The 17,835-nt window shown below is 67.1% G+C and carries 16 protein-coding genes; 6 read left to right on the top strand and 10 right to left on the bottom strand.

Going from position 1 to position 17,835, the window contains the following annotated elements; translation table 11 throughout:
- Positions 1-159: 159 nt before the first annotated feature.
- Positions 160-603: a MarR family winged helix-turn-helix transcriptional regulator gene (locus ACQR03_RS32115; protein WP_315715212.1), complete on the bottom strand. Its 444-nt coding sequence runs from the start codon at positions 601-603 to the stop codon at positions 160-162.
- A gap of 185 nt (positions 604-788) precedes the next feature.
- Between ACQR03_RS32115 and ACQR03_RS32110 the strand changes: the two genes are divergently transcribed.
- Complete coding sequence (locus tag ACQR03_RS32110; RefSeq protein ID WP_315825529.1) at positions 789-1,970, top strand: substrate-binding domain-containing protein; 1,182 nt, start codon at positions 789-791, stop codon at positions 1,968-1,970.
- 263 nt (positions 1,971-2,233) lie between these two features.
- Here ACQR03_RS32110 and ACQR03_RS32105 read toward each other — a convergent pair whose 3' ends face one another.
- Positions 2,234-4,306 (bottom strand): putative bifunctional diguanylate cyclase/phosphodiesterase, encoded by a 2,073-nt coding sequence (locus ACQR03_RS32105; protein ID WP_316226084.1) that lies wholly within the window; start codon positions 4,304-4,306, stop codon positions 2,234-2,236.
- Positions 4,307-4,627: 321 nt separating this feature from the next.
- On the opposite strand from ACQR03_RS32105, the gene ACQR03_RS32100 reads away from it, so the two are divergent.
- On the top strand, positions 4,628-5,521 hold the full coding sequence (locus tag ACQR03_RS32100) for a hypothetical protein (RefSeq protein WP_315715215.1): 894 nt from the start codon (positions 4,628-4,630) through the stop codon (positions 5,519-5,521).
- Between the two features lie 57 nt (positions 5,522-5,578).
- On the opposite strand, the gene ACQR03_RS32095 is transcribed toward ACQR03_RS32100, so the two are convergent.
- From ACQR03_RS32095 to ACQR03_RS32065, 7 genes are all read right to left on the bottom strand, one after another.
- A complete protein-coding gene (locus ACQR03_RS32095; RefSeq protein WP_434842304.1) occupies positions 5,579-6,898 on the bottom strand; it encodes a hypothetical protein in 1,320 nt (439 codons plus the stop codon).
- Between the two features lie 260 nt (positions 6,899-7,158).
- Positions 7,159-7,866, bottom strand: coding sequence for a class I SAM-dependent methyltransferase (locus tag ACQR03_RS32090; protein ID WP_316170985.1), 708 nt, complete (start codon positions 7,864-7,866; stop codon positions 7,159-7,161).
- A complete protein-coding gene (locus ACQR03_RS32085; RefSeq protein ID WP_315735202.1) occupies positions 7,856-8,320 on the bottom strand; it encodes an Rrf2 family transcriptional regulator in 465 nt (154 codons plus the stop codon). The genes ACQR03_RS32090 and ACQR03_RS32085 overlap by 11 nt, the downstream gene beginning before the upstream one ends.
- Before the next feature lie 846 nt (positions 8,321-9,166).
- The gene (locus tag ACQR03_RS32080) at positions 9,167-10,654 is read right to left on the bottom strand and encodes a L,D-transpeptidase family protein (protein ID WP_316170984.1); all 1,488 of its coding nucleotides are present in this window, start codon (positions 10,652-10,654) and stop codon (positions 9,167-9,169) included.
- A 294-nt stretch (positions 10,655-10,948) separates the two neighbouring features.
- Positions 10,949-11,911, bottom strand: coding sequence for an acetyl-CoA carboxylase carboxyltransferase subunit alpha (locus ACQR03_RS32075; protein WP_434842305.1), 963 nt, complete (start codon positions 11,909-11,911; stop codon positions 10,949-10,951).
- A gap of 219 nt (positions 11,912-12,130) precedes the next feature.
- Positions 12,131-13,087: a site-specific tyrosine recombinase XerD gene (gene xerD, locus ACQR03_RS32070; RefSeq protein WP_315715222.1), complete on the bottom strand. Its 957-nt coding sequence runs from the start codon at positions 13,085-13,087 to the stop codon at positions 12,131-12,133.
- A gap of 171 nt (positions 13,088-13,258) precedes the next feature.
- The gene (locus tag ACQR03_RS32065) at positions 13,259-13,405 is read right to left on the bottom strand and encodes a histidine kinase (RefSeq protein WP_315715424.1); all 147 of its coding nucleotides are present in this window, start codon (positions 13,403-13,405) and stop codon (positions 13,259-13,261) included.
- A 156-nt stretch (positions 13,406-13,561) separates the two neighbouring features.
- On the opposite strand from ACQR03_RS32065, the gene ACQR03_RS32060 reads away from it, so the two are divergent.
- From ACQR03_RS32060 to ACQR03_RS32050, 3 genes are all read left to right on the top strand, one after another.
- The gene (locus ACQR03_RS32060) at positions 13,562-14,227 is read left to right on the top strand and encodes a shikimate kinase (RefSeq protein WP_315715223.1); all 666 of its coding nucleotides are present in this window, start codon (positions 13,562-13,564) and stop codon (positions 14,225-14,227) included.
- Positions 14,224-15,372 (top strand): 3-dehydroquinate synthase, encoded by a 1,149-nt coding sequence (aroB, locus tag ACQR03_RS32055; RefSeq protein ID WP_315825524.1) that lies wholly within the window; start codon positions 14,224-14,226, stop codon positions 15,370-15,372. The genes ACQR03_RS32060 and aroB overlap by 4 nt, the downstream gene beginning before the upstream one ends.
- Positions 15,373-15,445: 73 nt before the next feature.
- Positions 15,446-16,750 carry an HlyC/CorC family transporter gene (locus tag ACQR03_RS32050; protein ID WP_315715225.1) on the top strand — a complete coding sequence of 435 codons (1,305 nt, stop codon included), beginning with the start codon at positions 15,446-15,448 and terminating at the stop codon, positions 16,748-16,750.
- A 7-nt stretch (positions 16,751-16,757) separates the two neighbouring features.
- Here the strand turns inward: ACQR03_RS32050 and ACQR03_RS32045 are convergent, their stop codons facing one another.
- Positions 16,758-17,027, bottom strand: a complete 270-nt coding sequence (locus ACQR03_RS32045) for a BolA family protein (RefSeq protein ID WP_315752308.1) — start codon at positions 17,025-17,027, stop codon at positions 16,758-16,760.
- Between the two features lie 110 nt (positions 17,028-17,137).
- Between ACQR03_RS32045 and ACQR03_RS32040 the strand changes: the two genes are divergently transcribed.
- Positions 17,138-17,782, top strand: a complete 645-nt coding sequence (locus ACQR03_RS32040; protein WP_315715227.1) for a J domain-containing protein — start codon at positions 17,138-17,140, stop codon at positions 17,780-17,782.
- The last annotated feature ends 53 nt before the right edge of the window (positions 17,783-17,835 follow it).

Below are 17,835 nucleotides of genomic sequence, written 5' to 3'. Positions count from 1 at the left end.
TTTCTTTGCCGCACATCAGATCGCAGCGATTGATCTGCGCGACCCCAAAACTGTCAACTATGTCCCCGAACAGGTGTCAGCTATGTCCCCGGGCTGAACACTGCGCTCGCAATGACGGGAGGATAGAGCTTAGCCCTGATGTCGGCCGCGCAGCGTGCCTCAGCTCGCCGCGTCGATCAGATTTTCCAAGAGCCGCTTCAGCTCGCCGGTGGCCTTGTCGCCGTAGTTCTCCAGGATGTGCGCCTCCTGGCTGGCGGCCAGCGAGTTCAGCCGCTTGCATAGCGCCTTGCCATGATCGCTGATGAACATCAGCACCTTGCGCCGGTCGTGGGCGTCCTGGCGGCGGTAGACCAGCGAGTCGGAGACCATGCGGTCGATCATCTTGGTCAGGGTCGGGTGGTTCAGCAGGACCGCGTCGGCGAGATCGCCCATCGAGTGCCCCTCGCCGTCGGAGAGCACCTTGAGGATGCGCCACTGCTCGACGGGCACGCCCTCGGTGCTCAGGCGCGACTCCAGCTGCCGGTTGATCTCCCGGTTGGCCTGCGCGAGCAGGTAGGCGAGATGTTCGGTGAGGGGGCTGTTGGGATGGGGCGGTTTGGCCACGGTGAACTTCGCTTGCGGTCCCGACTTGAATGAATGTCCGGCAGTAGCTGCCCGATCTATATGCATCCCAATTCTTGAACATTCAACATTTTCGAATAGGATATTTGCCGAACGCGTGCTGATTTTGACGGCGTATGACCGCCGGCCCACAATGGGCCAGGCACGGTTGCGGCCAAGGAGTGGGTGTGCTCTCGACAGGATCTGTCACGGCCGGGCGTCTCCGTCTGCCGCCATCCCTGCTGTTCAGGAGCCCGCCCCGGCGGGCCGGCCTTCCTGCACTCGCCCCCTTCGATCCTGACCGTATCCAGCGGCGCGGCTCCCAGAACAGGCTGCGCATCGGCAACTTCCTCACCTTCTCCGGGTCACCCGGCATCTGGGGGCCGGCCGCGACCAACAGCGCGCTGCTCGCGGTGTCCGACATCAACCGCCACGGTGGCATTCTCGGGCGCGAGATCGAGTTGTCGTTCTACGATTCCGGCGGGCCGGCGGACGAGGTGGCCGAGCGCGCGAGGGACGCGCTCGAATTCGACGACATCGACGTGGTCATGGGCTCGCATATCAGCGCGGTGAGGCTGGCGCTGCGCCGGCTCACCCGCGGGCGCATCCCGTATGTGTATACGCCGGTCTATGAAGGCGGCGAGCGCACGCCCGGCGTGATGGCGATCGGCGAGACGCCGCACAGCCAGACGCGCCCCGCCATCCACTGGCTGGCGGAGAACAAGCGCGCCCGGCGCTGGTATCTGATCGGCAGCGACTATGTCTGGCCGTGGCAGTCGCACCTCCAGACCAAGACCTTCATCACCGAGGCCGGCGGCCAGGTGGTCGGCGAGGAGTTCGTGCCGGTGGGCGAGGATGACCACGAGGCGCATCTGGCGCGGATCCGCGCCGCCAGGCCCGACGTCGTGCTGATCTCGCTGATCGGCACCGACAGCATTACCTTCAATCGCGCCTTCGGCGAGTCGGGCCTCGCCGCGACCACCCTGCGTCTCGCCGGCGCGGTGGACGAAACGGTGCTGCTCGGCATCGGCGCCGACAACACCGAGAACCTGTATTCGGCCTCCGGCTATTTCAGTTGCATCGGCTCCAAGGCCAATGACGCGTTCATGAGCCGCTACACCGCGATGTTCGGCGCCGATGCGCCGCCGGTCGGATCGGTCGGCCAGTCGAACTACGAGGGCCTGCGCTTTCTCAAGGCGGCCGCCGAGCGCGCCGGCTCGCTGTCCCTGCGACCGCTCGCTGCCGCCGGCCGCAACATCGTCTATTCCGGCGCGCGCGGCGAGGTGACGATCCGGCAGGGCCGCGCCGGCATGGCGATGCATCTCGCCGCGGCCGACGGGCTCGACTTCAAGATCATCCGAACGTTCTGAGTAACGCTGCGCCGAGCTTGGCCGGGCTGCGTGCCGCGGTCACCCTCCCCTGGAGGGGAGGGTCGCCTCACGGGGCGCGAAGCGGCGCGTGAGGCGGGGTGGGGTGATCTCTCCTCTGGAGCCGGCGCGTGGAGACATCACCCCACCCCGCTCGCCCGCTTCGCGTGCGATCGACCCTCCCCCTCCAGGGGAGGGTGAGCCGTCACATTCGCGGCCGCCTGTTCAGTTCAGCCGCAAGGCAATCACGATGACAAGATCTGCCGTCACGCGGCCGCAGCCTTCTTGGCATGCACGCCGACGGCAGCCGCCGGCGTACCTCCGACCTCACGAATCATCCGGCTGATCGCCTCCTGCGGCATCGGCTTGCCGAACAGGAAGCCCTGTACGCTGCTGCAGCCTTCCTCGCGCAGGAAGGCGAGATGCTGTTCGGTCTCGACGCCTTCGGCGAGCACGGGAATGTTGAGGCTGCGCCCGAGCAGCAGGGTCGCCTTGACGATGGCCGCGGCGTGCACGCTGGTCTCGACCGACTGGATGAAGCTCTTGTCGACCTTGATCTTGTCGAATGGAAACACCTGCAGGGTCGACAGCGACGAATAGCCGGTGCCGAAATCGTCCATCGCCACGGTGACGCCGATCGCCTTCAAGGCCTGCATCACCTGCAGCGCGTGCTGGCGGTCGGCGATGATACCGGTCTCGGTCAGCTCGATCTCCAGCCGCTCCGGCGCCAATCCAGTCTCGCGCAGCACCTCGGCGACACGCTTCGGCAGGTCGTGGTTGAGCTGCATCGGCGCGACGTTGACGGCGACCTTGAACGGCTGGCTCCAGGTCGCGGCGGTGGCGCAGGCGGTGCGCAGCACCCAGTCGCCGATGTCGACGATCAGCCCCGTTTGTTCGGCCATCGGAATGAAATCGTTCGGCGGCACGCGGCCCTTCACCGGATGGTTCCACCGCAGCAGCGCCTCGAAGCCGACGATGCCGCCGCTCTGCGTGTCGTTCTGCACCTGGTAGTGCAGCTCGAACTCGTTGCGCACCAGCGCGCGCTTGAGGTCGATCGCGAGCTCGGCGCGGCGCCGGCTGGCCTCGTCCATCGACGGCTCATAGGTGCAGATCTTGCCCTGGCCGAGACTCTTGGCGCGGTACATCGCGAGATCGGCGCGGGTAAGAAGCTCGTCCGAGGTCAGCCCGTGGTCGGGATGCAGCGCGATGCCGATGCTGCAGCCGACCGAGAGGCTGCGCTCCTCCCACTCGACGGGCGCCAGCACCAGCGCGCGCATCCGCTCGGCGAACTTCGCCGCCTCGGTGCGCGCGAAGATCTCGCTCTTGACGGCGACGAACTCGTCGCCGCCGATTCGCGCCAGGAACTCGCCCGGCTGCAGCGTCGATGCAATACGCTGTGCGATCACCGTCAGCACCGCATCGCCCGCGGCATGGCCGTGCGCGTCGTTGACGTCCTTGAAGCGATCGAGGTCGATCGCGAGCACCGCCAGATGCGCGGTCTCGTCGCCCTCGGTCAGCAGCGGCGCGAGCCGCTGGCCGAGGCCGCTGCGGTTCGGCAGGCCGGTCAGCGGGTCCTGCAGCGCCAATTGCCGATAGCCTTCGACCGCTTCCTGCGTCGCCTGCATGTCGATCATGTAGGCCGAGGCGGCCATCGCCATGATCAGGCCGATGCCGGTGACGACCGTGACCAGCATCAGGCTGTCCGACAGCGACTGCACCGGCGCGCTGCTGGCCGCCATGGGGGCCAGGGTCAACGCGAGCATGCCGGTGAAGTGCAGGCTCAGGATCGCAAGCACCATCGCGAGCGAGCTGCCATATTTGCAGAAGCGGGTGACGGGACGCGCGATGCGGTTCGCCGCGACGGCACCGAAGCCCATCGCGAGCGCGATCGAGAGCCAAACCATCGGCACGTTCCAGGTCAGCACGCCGTCGAGCTTGAGCGCGCTCATGCCGCTGTAATGCATGGCGGCGATGCCGAAGCCGAACACCGCGCCGCCGGCCTCGATCAGCGGGCCGCGCTGGGTGCGTGTCGTGATGAAGAAGCCGAGCCACGCAAAGGCCACCGCCAGTCCGAGCGAGGCGAAGGTCATCGCCGGCTCGAACGAGCGGTATCCTGGCGTGTCGTAGCCGAGGACCGCGGCGAAGTGCGTGGTCCAGACCGTGCCACCGGCCACGAGGCCGGCCAGAAACAGCAGATGGAAGCGGCGGAGGCCGGCGTTGCGACGGACCCGCGCGAGCAGCCGCATGGACAGAATCGAGCCGAGCACGCAGACGAGCAGTGCGGCGGCGACGTAGCGCAGATCATGATCGGCGGGCAGGCAGGACAGGATCGTCAACATCGGCAATGTACCCTCGCTCAGCCGAGCTACGGTCCGCGGCGGGACCGGTTTTGGCACGCGCGATTCGCGGTTAGCGAAGCGTCAACGCGGGCAGCACCTCCGCCCGTGCCGATCCATGCAAGGGGTTTGGAATCCGACCATCGAGGCGCAAGGGCCGCCCCGCTGCAGGGAACTCGGGACATCGTGACGAAACTCCCAGTGCAGGCCGCAGGGCTCGCCGGCACACGGCCTTTTGCGATCCTCCGTGGCCGGAATGGGTTGCCGCTCCATGACGGAATTAATACGATCCGATGTCGTTCACATGAAATTTGGAGTGCCCGGATGCGTGCGCAGTCGCGAGCCCTGTCGAACCCGGTCGCCCTGTGGTGGGCGATGCTGACGCTCGTCAGCCTCGCCAACATCGTGTTCTGGTTCATCCTGTACCGCCAGCTCAACGGCGGCAGCAGTTCGTCGGGTCAGGCGTCCCAGACCAGTTCGATGCTGGCGCTGTCGGCGGCCTATGTGTTCGGCTGCGCCTTCCGCTCGGTGCTGCCGCGCGCCGACGTGCAGCGCATCTGCCTGGTCGACAGCTGGCTGTCGAGCGTGTTCATCGGCCGCACCGTCGCGACCATCGCCGAGATCGCCTTCGCGGCGCAGTGGGCCATCATCCTCGCGCAGCTCGGCGCGATCGCCGATGCCGAGACCGCGGTCAACATGGCCCGCATCATCGTGCCGCTGATCGTCGTCGCCGAGATCTGTTCCTGGTACGCCGTCGTCACCCGGAATTTCCTCTACAACGCGATCGAGAACTCGCTGTGGGCGGTGGCCTTCCTGTTCGTCGGCATCGGCCTCGGCCGGCTGCTGCCGGAGTTCGACGGCTTGGTGCGCGGCCTCCTGATCGCGGGCCTCGTCGGCATCGCCTGCTATCTCGCCTTCCTGGTCGTGATCGACGTCCCGATGTATGTGAAGCGCTGGCGCATCGAGCGCGCCGCCGGCACGCCACTCCTGCATCCGCTCGCCGGTCTGCGCGACTCCGCCACGCGTTGGACCGTCACCCACGAGTTCGAGCACTGGAAGGAAGAGATCGCCTGGATGTCGCTGTATTTCAGCGCCGCCGTGTGGGGCTCGCTGGCGCTATGCGCGCTCTCGGCGATGAACGATCCCCTGCCGCGAGATCGCGCGCAGGCGACCGGTGCACCGCCGGCCATCGTCCAGCACGACGCCGATCGATCCTGACGCGACATCCCGCCGTGACGATCACGGCGGGATGCTTGCCGGCCGAGCGGCGGTGCCTCAGCCATGCATCGCGAAGTGATGCGCGTCGTCCATCTGGACGATGTGGCTGTAGTCGGCGTGCGGCGCGTCGTGCACGGCCACCGGCGCGTGGTCGAAATTCGGCGGTACGATGCCGGTGTTGCCCGCATGGCCATGGTCGCCGAAATTGTCGACGATGATCGGGTTGTGCGACGAGCCCTCGCCGTGCAACGGGCCGGGGAAGCCGGGGCCGGGGCCCTGGCCGCCCTGGACGTTGTCGCTGGACTGATGGATCGCCTGCGCGATCGAGTCCCAGAACCCGCCATGGCTGCCGCCGTCCTGTCCCGCATGAGCGATCTGGATGCTGCCGTCGCTGCGCAGGCCGTCCTGGGCCAGCTTGAACACGTCACTGATCACGGCGCCGAGATCGCCATGGCTGAGGTCGTTGACCAGCGAGCCAAGGTCGTGGCCGATCGCGTCGAGCTGCTGCCCCAGAGAGTGGCTCAACTCGCCGGCGGTCTGTGCCAGCCCGTTGAGACCCTCACCGACGAAATGGCCGACGCCATCGACGATGCCGGTGCCGACCGCATCGGCGCCGTGGGCGATGCCGGAGATCGCCTCGCCGATCGGTCCGCCGATCAGGTGGCCCGCCGCCGACGCCGTGTCGGTGACCACGCCGATGGCGCCGTCGGCCACCGCTACGCCGGCGTCGAAGCCGCCCTTCACCACGGCGCCTGCAGCGTCGAGCGCGTCCATGCCGACCTCGCCGGCCGTTCCGACGATGGTGCCGGCCATGCCGAGCGCGCCGTGGCCGACTGCGCCGGCCGCCTCCAGCCCGGCCTCGCCGAGGCCGACCGCGGTGTGTGCGAGGTCGCCGGCGACGTCGAGGGCGCCATGCGCCACGTCGCCACCGACCTTGAGCCCGCCGTCGACGATGTCGCCGCCGATATGCTTGACGTCGTTGATGACGCCGTCGATGTCGCCATGTACCAGGTGGCCGACCCCGGACGCCACGTCGCCGGCGACGTTGATCCCGGTATGGAGGACGTCGCCGCCGACATGGACCACGGTCGACGCGACGTCGCCTACGGTGTGAAGCAGGCCGCCGCCGATAGCCTCGGCACCGTGCCCGATCGCGCCGAGTACGCCGCCCACGGTATGGATGGCCTCGCCGCCGAGCGCGCCGATGCCATGCACCACGCTGCCCACGGCATGGGCCGCATCGCCGGCGACGTGCTCGACCGTATCGACCACGGCGCCCGCCGCACCGCCGACCGCACCCGCCACATCCTTCGCGACGTCCTTCACGTCGTCCACGGCGGAACTGACGGCATCTCCGATATCATCCCAAAAGCTCATGACCTGCTCCTCTCGGTTGCGTCACCTCGCCTCGGGTGACGCGCCGTTTGTCGCAGATCGCGTCCCGGCGCTCCGTGCGCGACATCACGCAGGCTGAGACGTGGCACGGCTCCGGCGCGAAGCCTGTCCGCAAGCCGCGTCATCCACCTCTTCGGGGGCCGCGGGGAGGGACATGCGTGGATGCCGGCGCAGGCCGGGCAACTAATTAGCAGGCCCTGATCGCGTTCGTTCAGGGGGCATCGGTGATGCTCAGCGGCGGTTCAGGCGTGGCCGATCCAGCCATGCCAGGTCAGCGCTGTGAAGAATGGACGGGCATCGCGAAAGCCGCCGTCACGCAGGATGGCTTCATCCTCCGCTGGGCTCAGCATGTTGACGCTGGCATCGACGGTCGCGCGCATCGTCCTGGCCTGCTCGGGGTCTGTGCCGGACGCAACGGCATAGGCCGCGTACCGATTCAGCCACAGCGACCTCTCGACGGGCTCGTTGGGCAGGCAGCTATGGGCCACCACGAAAGGCGCTCCAGGGTGGAGCCGGTCGTGCACGGCGCGGACTGTCCGCAACCGTTCCGGTGCTGGCAGAAAATGCAGCGTCAGCAGGCATGTCGCCGCGTCGAACGGGCCGGCCGGCGCATCGTCGATGGTGCCCTCGATCAGTTCGACCCGGCTCGTCCGCGCGCCGAGCGTGCGTTCGGCGAGTCGCAGCATCTGCGGCGCCGGATCGACGCCGACGAAGGTCCACGATGGTTGCGCTTCCGCCAACGCGGTGAGCTCGAGCCCGCCGCCCGCGCCCAGCACGAGCACCCTCGCATGTTCGGGCGCCCGCTCGGCCAGCAGGACCGCCGTCATCCGGTGCAGCCCGTCGAGACCGGGCACGAAGCGCCGTGGACCATCCGTGTAGCGCGCGACGAATTCGGGATCGGAAAACGCGCGGATGAACTGCTGAGCGCCGTCGGCAATGTCAGCCGGCATGACAAATGTCTCCTTTGCGAGGTCGCTTGCGTCGTTCGAGGCGGTCGTGGAAATCAGCGCTCAGCGCCGCCAGCGTGATGGCGCCGAGACGGGACAGCAGCAAGGTCTCGGCGGCCCGGATGGAGGTGTCGAGCGCCGCATTGACCGCCTGCTCGACGAGGCAGTCGGGAGTCTCGCTCCGATGGCCGATGGCGAACAGCGATGGACGCCCGAGTGAATCGTAGACGTCGCGCAGGGTGACGGTCGCCAGATCGCAGGCGAGCGTCCAGCCGCCGCCATGGCCTTTCTCGGAGCGCACATAGCCGCTGTCCCGGAGGCCCGCCATGATTCTCCGGATCACGACCGGATTGGTCTGCATCATCGCTGCGAGGGCCTCGGACGTGACCGGACCGTCGTGCTCCGCCATGTGGAGCAGGACGTGCAGGATGCCGGACAACTGGCTGTTGGGTCTCATGTAACTTTTAATATGACATGATATTCCAGCCGTCAACCGGCCGGCCCGGCCATGAAGGCTTGGGCGCCGACGCTGGCGCCTCTGCCCGTCGGGCGATTCGGTCCTGCATCCCGCGTGCGGCGGGCGGGTCCATGCCTCGCAGCGATGAGAAACGCGCTGCGCGGAAAAACTGAATTTGCCCGCGCGTTCAAGCTGATTTGGGCTGTCCAGTCCCATCAGCAAAAATATGCCGCTTCCAAATTTCGGAATTTCGTGATCTATTCCGTCCGTCCCGCCTCATCGACGAGGGGCGCTGCGCGGTCGTCACGAAGCGTGGAGTGCGGGACGTGATGGGCGGGCCGGTTTGCAGCGTGATCATTCGCGCGGACGAACAACATCGGCTCGCACGGTCAAGTCGCGTGGTCCTGACCTCCCGATGCTGAGGTCAAGCCGGCTGATGATGCCCCGCGCATCTCGCCGGTGATGGGGGCAAGACAGCCCGGTCCCCAGGGAGATCGCGAAGCAGCCGTTAAAACTATCGCGCAGGGAGGGCCGGATCGTCCGGCTGGACCTGTGGTACCTGCCGCCTGCATTTTTTCGCAGGCGGGCCACGGGCCTCAGTCGAGGTCCGGCCTTCCCTGCACCCTCGCTTCGGAAGAGGGTGAGATCGATGCATCACTCGGACGCGAAGAGCGTCGCGAGGACAATGACGCGCGTCCCCAAATGCAGTTTGAGATTGCTGACCACGACGGCACCACAAACGCGGTGCCACCCTCCCCCTCCAGGGGAGGGTGGCACCCGAGCGCGCGGCTAGCGTCCGGCGGACTCGGTGTCTCGCAAAAAAAGCGGCGCTCGATGGACGGCTTGCTATTTGAATCCTGCGAACCGGCTGTCGAACGAGTTCGACTGCAGCACTGGCACGGCGCCGGAGACCAGCGCGGTCTGGGTCTGCGCGGGGGCCGAGGCCGTGGTGGCGGGCGCGTCGCCGGCGGCGGGCTTGAACGGCGGCCGCGCGGCGGCCTGCCGGGTCTCGGCGGGCTTCGCCGCGACCGGCTTGGGCGCAGGCTTGATCTCGGCGGGCTTGATCTCCGAGGGCCTGGCCTCCGCGGTCTTGCTCTCGGGCTTCGCGGTCGCAGCCTTGGTGTCGGCCGCGGCATTGCCGCCGATCCCGACCTTGCGGGCGAGGCTCGACATGAAGCTCGGCTTCTCCGGCGCACTGACGGCCGCCACCCGGGTGGAGGGCGCCACTGCGGGAGCCGGAGCCGCACCGGCCGGCATCGCGGCGACCTCGTCGGCGCCGGGCGCGCGCGGCGGGTTGACATGACCGGGGATCGTGCCTGGCGCCGGCGTGAAATTGGCGAGCGACAGGCCCGGCGCTTCGCCGGCGTCGGACAGGCCGGTGGAGGCCCCTGGCACACGGCTGGCGAAGATGGGGTTCATGCCGCCATCGATGCCGGTGTTGAGCTTGGCGACCGGCGTGCCCTTGGCGACGAGCTTGGCATATTCCGCCTCGTCCGCCTGCTGCTTGTCGCGCACGGCGGCGGTGATCTCGTCGGGCACGACGTAGGCCGGGCACTTGGCGGAGGCGTCGAACACCGGATCATGCGTCGCGCCCGGCGGCTTCTGGGCGTCGAAGACGTACTTCTTCTCGCAGAAGTCGACCTTCGGCTCCTGCCGGGTGACCTCGAAATGGTCGTAGCCTTCCTTGATCATGCGCCAGAACGGCATGTTCGGATTGTTGCGGTGCCTGGCCATGTTCACCGGCGTCATCCGGAACGGATAGGCCTGGAACTGGAAGGCGCGCTGGCCGCCGAAGAAGGACTCGCGCCCGAGCGCATAGATCTCGGCGATCTGCTCGTCGGTCATCGCGAAGCAGCCGCGCGAGGAGCAGTCGCCATGCACCATCAGCTGCGAGCCGGTGCGGCCGAGCGCCTTGTCGAACGCGTTCGGATAGCCGGTGTTGAAGGACAGATAGTAGGCCGATTGCGGGTTCATCTGGCTCGGATTGATCGAGTAGAAGCCCTCCGGCGCCTGGCGGTCGCCCTCGCGCACCTTCGGTCCGAGATCGCCGGACCAGCGGCAGATCGGATAGGTCTTGAGCAGCGCGAACTTGCCCGAGCGGTCCTGCTTCCAGACCTCGAGCTCGGCTTCCTGCTTGAACACGCGGACCAGGATCGGCGACTGCAGATCCATGTCCTTCTCGCCCATCGTCGCGACGAGCTTCGGCGGCACCGGCTGGTTGGCCTTGGCGTTGGTGGCGAGCGCGACCTGATCGCTGTTGCAACCCGTCAGCAGCGCGCCGGCGGCCAACACCGCCGAGGTCATCAGAACCCGGACGAAAGCGCGGTTGATCAAAGCAAAGCTCCCCGCAAACCCGGCATGCCGCAACACCCCAGTCTCATCTCACGCGATCGGCCCGAAAGCTGGATAAATCACGGGTCGACCCTGCGTCATGCCGTCAAACCATTGATTAAAATTGTAGCCTTTGACCCCAAGCCTCGCAACCCGCGCTCCGGTGATGCCGAAAGGCCCCGGCCGCTTTGGTCAACAACTCCTAAACAGCAGACCCCGCCGGCGGGGCCGAAATGCGGCCAAACGGCTGGAAAGACTCACAAAACCGCGAGCGCCGGGAGCTCGGCTCCGGCCCGATCAGCCGAGCTTGCGGCCGATCTCGATGAACTTCTGCCGGCGCTGTTTGCGGATGGCGTCGGCGTCGAGGCCCTTCAGCTCGTCGAGCGCCAAGGCGATGGCCTCGCCGGTGGCGGCGATCATCGCCGCGGGATCGCGGTGGGCGCCGCCGACCGGCTCCTTGAGGATGGTGTCGACCACGCCGAAACGCAGCATGTCCTGGGCGGTGATCTTCATGCTGTTGGCGGCTTCCTGCGCCTTGGTGCCGTCGCGCCACAGGATCGAGGAGGCGGCCTCCGGCGAGATCACGCTGTAGATCGCGTGCTCCAGCATCAGCACCCGGTTGGCGGTGGTCAGCGCGATGGCGCCGCCCGACATGCCCTCGCCGGTGATGATCGCGATGTTGGGGACGCCGAGCGCCAGGCAGGCGTCGGTCGAGCGGGCGATGGCCTCGGCCTGGCCGCGCTCCTCGGCGCCGATGCCGGGATAGGCGCCGGCGGAATCGACCAGCGACAGCACCGGGATGCCGAAGCGTTCGGCCATCTCCATCAGGCGGACCGCCTTGCGGTAGCCTTCCGGGCGGGCCATGCCGAAATTGTGCTTGAGGCGGGACTCGGTGGTGGCGCCCTTTTCCTGGCCCATCACGCAGATCGGCTCGCCGCGGAAGCGGCCGAAGCCGCCGAGCAAGGCGGCGTCCTCGCCGAACTTGCGGTCACCGGCCAGCGGCGTGAACTCGGTGATCAGCCCGCTGACGAAATCGGTGAAATGCGGCCGCTGCGGGTGGCGCGCGACCATCGTCTTCTGCCAGGGCGTCAGATTGGCGTAGAGCTCGGCCAGCGCCTGGCCGGCCTTCTCCTCGATCCGGCTGACCTCCTCGCCGATGTCGGTGCCGGAGGCGGCCATCGCCCGGAGTTCATCGACCTTGGAATCGAGCTCGGCAACGGGCTTTTCGAAATCGAGGTAGCTGCGCATGGGATCCGGCATGGAAGAGCTGAAGGAAGAGCGCTGGGAGACGAAATCGGTTCGGCCTTCGGACCTGAAGCCGAAGGACTTCAGGAGCTTAGGGTACGATCGGTGCCCAGCCTCCAGGCATCGCGCCGGGATCGCGGGCAGGATGGCGCTCTTTCGGGGCAGACGGGCGCGAAGTCAAGCCGGCCGGGCGTCACGCCGGCGGATTTGGTTTCGGGAAGGTGTGAAGCGAGGTCAGGTCTCGGCCAGCGGGTGCAGGTCGCGCACCAGGCTCTTGAGCCGCTCCTCGACCACGTGGGTGTAGATCTGGGTGGTCGAGATGTCGGTGTGGCCGAGCAGGGTCTGGACGATGCGCAGGTCGGCGCCGTTGTGCAGCAGATGGCTGGCGAAGGCGTGGCGCAGCACGTGCGGCGACACCAGCCGGGCCGGCAGGCCGCTCGCCACCGCGAGCTCCTTGAGGTCGCGGGCGAAGTGCTGGCGGGTGAGGTGGCCGCTCTCGCCGAACGACGGAAACAGCCATTTGCCGAATGTCGCACTGGCCTTCTTCTCGGGCTTCAGCGCATCCAGCGCGGCAAGATAGTCGGCCATCGCCTGGCGCGAGGCCTGGTTCAGCGGCACCAGCCGCTCCTTGTTGCCCTTGCCGCGCACCACGATCATGCGGGCGTCGTTGCGCGCCGCGGTGCGCGGCAGCGCTACCAGCTCGGAGACGCGCAGGCCGGTCGCGTAGAGCACCTCGAGCAGGCAATACAGGCGAAGCGCGCGCAGCCGCTGCGCCGGCGAAGCGTCCGCGCCCTCGCTCAGCTCCTTGGCGCGGGTCAGCATCCGGTCGACATCGCCGATCGACAGCACCTTGGGCAGCGGCCGGCCGCGTTTCGGGCCCGACAGGATGGCAGCGGGATCGTCGCTGCGGATGCGCTCGCTCAGCAGGAAGCGAAACAGGTGCCGCATCGCCGACAGCCGCCGCGCCACGCTGGAGGATTTGAAACCCCTGGTGTCGAGATCGGCGAGATAGTCGCGCAAGGCCTGGGTGTCGGCCGTGGCGAAGCCGTTGGCCTTGCCGCCGAGAAATTCGGAGAGATCGGTGAGGTCGCGGCGATAGGCGTCCAGCGTGTTCTGACCGGCGCCCTGCTCGGCGGCCATCATGTCGAGGAACAGGCTCATCAGCCCGGCGTCGGAGGCCTTGACCTTCATGTCGTGAAATCCGCTGCGTCCGAGGCGATCGAATCACTACGAGGTATTCGTGCCGGCACGGCGAGCGGTGACTGCAAATCTGGCCGATATCGCGGCGCCCGGCCGCCTCAGACAACCGCAAAATTCTTAATCAATGCCCTGTGGCTTTTCGGTTCGTCGCAGCGGCGCCGCTCATCTCTTCTGGAACCTGTCGGGCGGGATCGTCACCGTCATCTCGCGCGGCTTCGGATTGACGAAATTCGCCAGCGCGTAGATCGCGCCATAGACCACGCCGACGATGACGGCGATGACGGTCAGGAAGCGGAACAGGCTGGGCATGTCGGTCGCGCAGGCCACCAGAAAGGGAACAGTTTCATCCAACATGTTCGCATCGGCCTTGCAAGCCCGTCGGGCAGACCGGGCAGCTCGCCTTGGCTCGGGGGGACGGAACAGGATGCCTTTGAAAGCAGCAGGGGCTGGGTTAGAAGCCTGGAGATGACCGACACGACGCAACCCGCACCCAGCCCAGCCGCTCCGGAGGCCGCGATTCTCGCAGGCCTCGGCAAGCGGCTGATCGTGCTGGTCGGCATGATGGGTGTCGGCAAGTCGACCGTGGGCCGGCGGCTCGCGGCGCGGTTGCGGCTGCCCTTCGTCGATGCGGACACCGAGATCGAGACCGCGGCCGGCATGACCATACCGGAAATCTTCGAGTCGCGCGGCGAGGACTATTTCCGCAACGGCGAGGCCAGGGTGATCGCCCGCCTGCTCGAAAATGGTCCGGCCGTGCTGGCAACCGGTGGCGGCGCCTTCATGCGCGAGGAGACGCGGCGGCGCATCCAGGAGAAGGCGGTCTCGGTGTGGCTCAAGGCCGATGCCGACGTGATCATGCGCCGCGTCCGGCGGCGGGCCGACCGGCCGCTGCTGCAGACCGCCGATCCGGAAGGCACGGTCGCTCGCCTGCTCGTCGAGCGCGAGCCGGTCTACCAGCTTGCCGATCTCACGATCTGCTCGCGCGATGTGCCGCATGATCGCGTTGTCGAGGACTGCATGGAGGCGCTGCAGGCGTTCTTCTCGCCACCGGAGACCGAGGCGGGGCCGGCCGGACCACAACCCGATCCAGTTCAACCCGATCCTCCGCAGGCGATGGGCGCGCTCCGATGACAGCACCACTGAAGCATTCCGATCCGATCATCGTCGACGTCGCGCTCGGCGAGCGCGCCTATGACATCGTCATCGGCCGCGGCGTGCTGGCTTCACTCGGCCAGCGGATCGCGGCGCTGCGGCCCGGCGTGCGCACCGCCATCGTCACCGACCGTACCGTGGCCGCGCATTGGCTGAAGCCGGCCGAAGCGATCCTGGCGGAGGCGGGCATCCCGGCGTCCACGATTGTGGTCGATGAGGGCGAGGGCTCCAAGACCTATGCCGGCCTGGAGAAGGTCAGCGAGGCGCTGATCGCTGCCAGGATCGAGCGCAACGATCTCGTCATCGCGCTCGGCGGCGGGGTGGTCGGGGATCTCGCCGGCTTCGCGGCCGCCATCCTGCGCCGCGGCGTCGATTTCGTGCAGGTGCCGACCTCGCTGCTGGCGCAGGTCGATTCCTCCGTCGGCGGCAAGACCGGCATCAATTCGCCCCAGGGCAAGAACCTGCTCGGCGCCTTCCACCAGCCGGTGCTGGTGATCGCCGACACGGCCGTGCTCGACACCCTGTCGCCGCGCCAGTTCCGCGCCGGCTATGCCGAGGTCGCCAAATACGGCCTGCTCGGCGATGCCAGCTTCTTCGCCTGGCTCGAGGCCAACCATGCCGACATCGTCAAGGGCGGTGCGGCGCGTGAGCACGCGGTCGCGACCTCCTGTCGCGCCAAGGCGGCGATCGTCGCCCGCGACGAGCGCGAGACCGGCGACCGGGCGCTGCTCAATCTCGGCCACACCTTCGGCCATGCGCTGGAGGCCGTGACCGGCTTCTCCGACCGGCTGTTCCACGGCGAGGGCGTCGCGGTCGGCATGGTGCTGGCGGCGCAGTTCTCGGCCGAGCTCGGCATGCTGCCGCCCGACGACGTCGTCAGGATCGAGCGTCACCTTGCCGCGGTCGGTCTGCCGACCCATCTGCAGGACATCGCCGGCTTCGCCCAGGAGGGGATCGGCGACGCCGATCGGCTCTTGGCCTTGATGGCGCAGGACAAGAAGGTCAAGCGCGGCAAGCTCACCTTCATCCTGATGGAAGCCATCGGCCGCGCCGTCATCGCGAAGGACGTCGATCCGGCGCGCGTCCGCGACTTTCTCCAGGCCAAATTGCGCAGCAGAAGCTGATCCCGGGCTTTACGCCGTATTGAGCAGTGCCAACGGATCATCGGCGGCCTCCCTACAGAGCGACATCGGCGTCATGGACTGGTTCACACTCTCCGTCGTCATCCTCCTCCTCGCCGCCTCGGCCTTCTTTGCGCTGAGCGAGACCGCGCTGACCGGTGCCTCCCGCGCCTCGATGCTGCGGCTGTCGAAGCAGGGCAATCGCGATGCCGATGTGGTGTCGAGCCTGTTCGACATGCGCGAACGGCTGATCGGGGCCCTGCTGCTCGGCAACAACATCGCCAATATCGGCGCCTCCGCGCTGGCGACCGGTATTTTTACCGCCTGGTTCGGTGAGGTCGGCGTGCTCTACGCGACCGGCGTGATGACCGCGCTGGTCGTGATCTTTGCCGAGGTGCTGCCGAAGACGATCGCGATCAATGCGCCGGATCGCGTCTCGCTCGCGGTCGCCAGGCCGATGCGCGCGACTGTGTTCGTGCTCGGTCCGGTGCTTGCCGTGATCGAGGCGATCGTGCGCGGGCTGATGCGGCTGATCGGCTTCAAGGTCGGGGCCAATCAGCCGATCCTGTCGCCGACCGAACGCCTGCGCGGCGCGGTCGATCTGTTGCATCATGAAGGCAAGGTCGAGAAGCAGGACCGCGACATGCTCGGCGGCCTACTCGATCTGCGCGAATTGCAGGTGTCCGACGTGATGGTCCACCGCACCGAAATGGTGATGGTGAATGCGGACCTGCCGCAGGAGGAACTGGTGCGCGAGGTGCTCGCCACCGAGTACACACGCATCCCGCTGTGGCGCGGCACGCCGGAGAACATCATCGGCGTGCTGCATGCGAAGGACCTGCTGCGTGCGATCCGCGCCGCCGAGGGCGATGTGTCGCACATCGACGTTGCTTCACTGGCGCTCCCGCCGTGGTTCGTACCGGAGATGCGCTCCGTGTCGGAACAGCTCAAGGCGTTCCGCCGGCGCAAGACGCATTTCGCGCTCGTGGTCGACGAGTATGGCGAGGTCGAAGGCATCGTCACGCTGGAGGATATTCTGGAGGAGATCGTCGGCGACATCTCCGACGAGCAAGATGTGCAGGTCGCGGGTGTGCGCCTGCAGCCGGACGGGTCCGTCGTCGTCGATGGCTCAGTGCCGATCCGCGATCTCAATCGCGCGATGGACTGGACGCTGCCCGATGAGGAAGCAACGACAGTTGCCGGTCTCGTCATTCACGAGGCGCGTTCGATCCCCGAGCGCGGCCAGAGCTTCACGTTCCACGGCTTCCGCTTTCGCGTGCTGCGCCGGGAGCGCAATCGCATCACCGCGCTGCGTATCGTACCGGTGCCGCGCGGCGAAACCGAGGAGGCGCGGCCGCGCCGTGCGGGCACGGCGTTCTAATTGGGGATCAAGCCTCGCCCGGCGCCTTCGCATGCAGCGCGAGCGCGTGCACCGAGCCGGCAAGTTCCGCTGCCAATGCGGCGTTGATCAGGCGGTGGCGATCGACACGGCTCTTGCCGGCGAAGGCCTGCGACACAATATACACGCGGAAATGGGTCTCACCGCTCGGCTGATGGCCCATATGGCCTTCATGCAGATGTGATTCGTCTTGAACATCGAGGCTTTCGGGCGAGAAAGCTTCGCGCAACTTTTTGATGATAGCATCTCGGGTCCGCATGGTCTCTGGAAATACGCATCAAATTATTTTTCGTCAATCGGCGGTCCCCGCCTGAGGTATTCGCAATGTCAAGACTTGAAGCTTTTCGCGTTGCGTAGTCAAAGTCCGCCATGCCGATCGATTCAAACAAATTCTTCGACTCCATCCGCATCAAGCCCAAGAAGCAGGCTGCGCGGCAGCCGGTGGTGCGCGAGGAGGCCCAGCCCTGTCAGTGGCCGGACTGCAAGAACAAGGGCTCGCATCGCGCGCCCAAGGGACGCGAGAACGCGCGCGAGTATTGGCACTTCTGTCTCGATCACGTGCGCGAGTACAACCAGTCCTACAATTTCTTCTCGGGGATGAACGCCGAAGCGGTCGCGCGCTATCAGAAGGATGCGCTGACCGGACACCGCCCGACCTGGAAGATGGGTGCCAACACGTCGGCCAAGCGCGGCACCGGCAGCGCCGAGGGCGATCTCGGCGATGCCGCCGATCCGTTCAGCGTATTCGCCGAGATCAACGGCCGCGGCAGTTGGCGTCCGGATCCGCGCTCGGCTCCCAAGGCCGAGACGCGCAAGGTCTTCAACGCCGAGCGCAAGGCGCTGCAGGTGATGGGCCTCGGTCCCGACGCGACGCTCGAGGATGTCAAGGTCAAGTACAAGGCGCTGGTGAAGCAGCACCATCCCGATGCCAATGGCGGCGACCGCTCCACCGAGGATCGCCTGATCGAGATCATCAAGGCCTACAACTACCTGAAGACGGTGGTGAAGGGCTGACGCGCGGCAGCGCGCGAGGCTGCCGCACGTCGCGTTGAAGGTATGTTGAAGGT

This window comes from Bradyrhizobium sp. HKCCYLS3070, from assembly GCF_051167575.1.
Taxonomy (GTDB): domain Bacteria; phylum Pseudomonadota; class Alphaproteobacteria; order Rhizobiales; family Xanthobacteraceae; genus Bradyrhizobium.
The sequence above is the reverse complement of the archived record's forward strand: the minus strand, read 5'-3'. Positions and strand labels throughout refer to the sequence as shown.

What these genes read in the sequence shown, in the direction of transcription:
- ACQR03_RS32105 (WP_316226084.1), bottom strand. Translation starts at nt 4,306, where the DNA reads ATGTTGACGATCCTGTCCTGCCTGCCCGCCGATCATGATCTGCGCTAC.
- ACQR03_RS32100 (WP_315715215.1), top strand. Translation starts at nt 4,628, where the DNA reads ATGCGTGCGCAGTCGCGAGCCCTGTCGAACCCGGTCGCCCTGTGGTGG.
- ACQR03_RS32095 (WP_434842304.1), bottom strand. Translation starts at nt 6,898, where the DNA reads ATGAGCTTTTGGGATGATATCGGAGATGCCGTCAGTTCCGCCGTGGAC.
- ACQR03_RS32090 (WP_316170985.1), bottom strand. Translation starts at nt 7,866, where the DNA reads ATGCCGGCTGACATTGCCGACGGCGCTCAGCAGTTCATCCGCGCGTTT.
- ACQR03_RS32085 (WP_315735202.1), bottom strand. Translation starts at nt 8,320, where the DNA reads ATGAGACCCAACAGCCAGTTGTCCGGCATCCTGCACGTCCTGCTCCAC.
- ACQR03_RS32075 (WP_434842305.1), bottom strand. Translation starts at nt 11,911, where the DNA reads ATGCCGGATCCCATGCGCAGCTACCTCGATTTCGAAAAGCCCGTTGCC.
- xerD (WP_315715222.1), bottom strand. Translation starts at nt 13,087, where the DNA reads ATGAAGGTCAAGGCCTCCGACGCCGGGCTGATGAGCCTGTTCCTCGAC.
- ACQR03_RS32065 (WP_315715424.1), bottom strand. Translation starts at nt 13,405, where the DNA reads ATGCCCAGCCTGTTCCGCTTCCTGACCGTCATCGCCGTCATCGTCGGC.
- ACQR03_RS32060 (WP_315715223.1), top strand. Translation starts at nt 13,562, where the DNA reads ATGACCGACACGACGCAACCCGCACCCAGCCCAGCCGCTCCGGAGGCC.
- aroB (WP_315825524.1), top strand. Translation starts at nt 14,224, where the DNA reads ATGACAGCACCACTGAAGCATTCCGATCCGATCATCGTCGACGTCGCG.
- ACQR03_RS32050 (WP_315715225.1), top strand. Translation starts at nt 15,446, where the DNA reads ATGGACTGGTTCACACTCTCCGTCGTCATCCTCCTCCTCGCCGCCTCG.
- ACQR03_RS32045 (WP_315752308.1), bottom strand. Translation starts at nt 17,027, where the DNA reads ATGCGGACCCGAGATGCTATCATCAAAAAGTTGCGCGAAGCTTTCTCG.
- ACQR03_RS32040 (WP_315715227.1), top strand. Translation starts at nt 17,138, where the DNA reads ATGCCGATCGATTCAAACAAATTCTTCGACTCCATCCGCATCAAGCCC.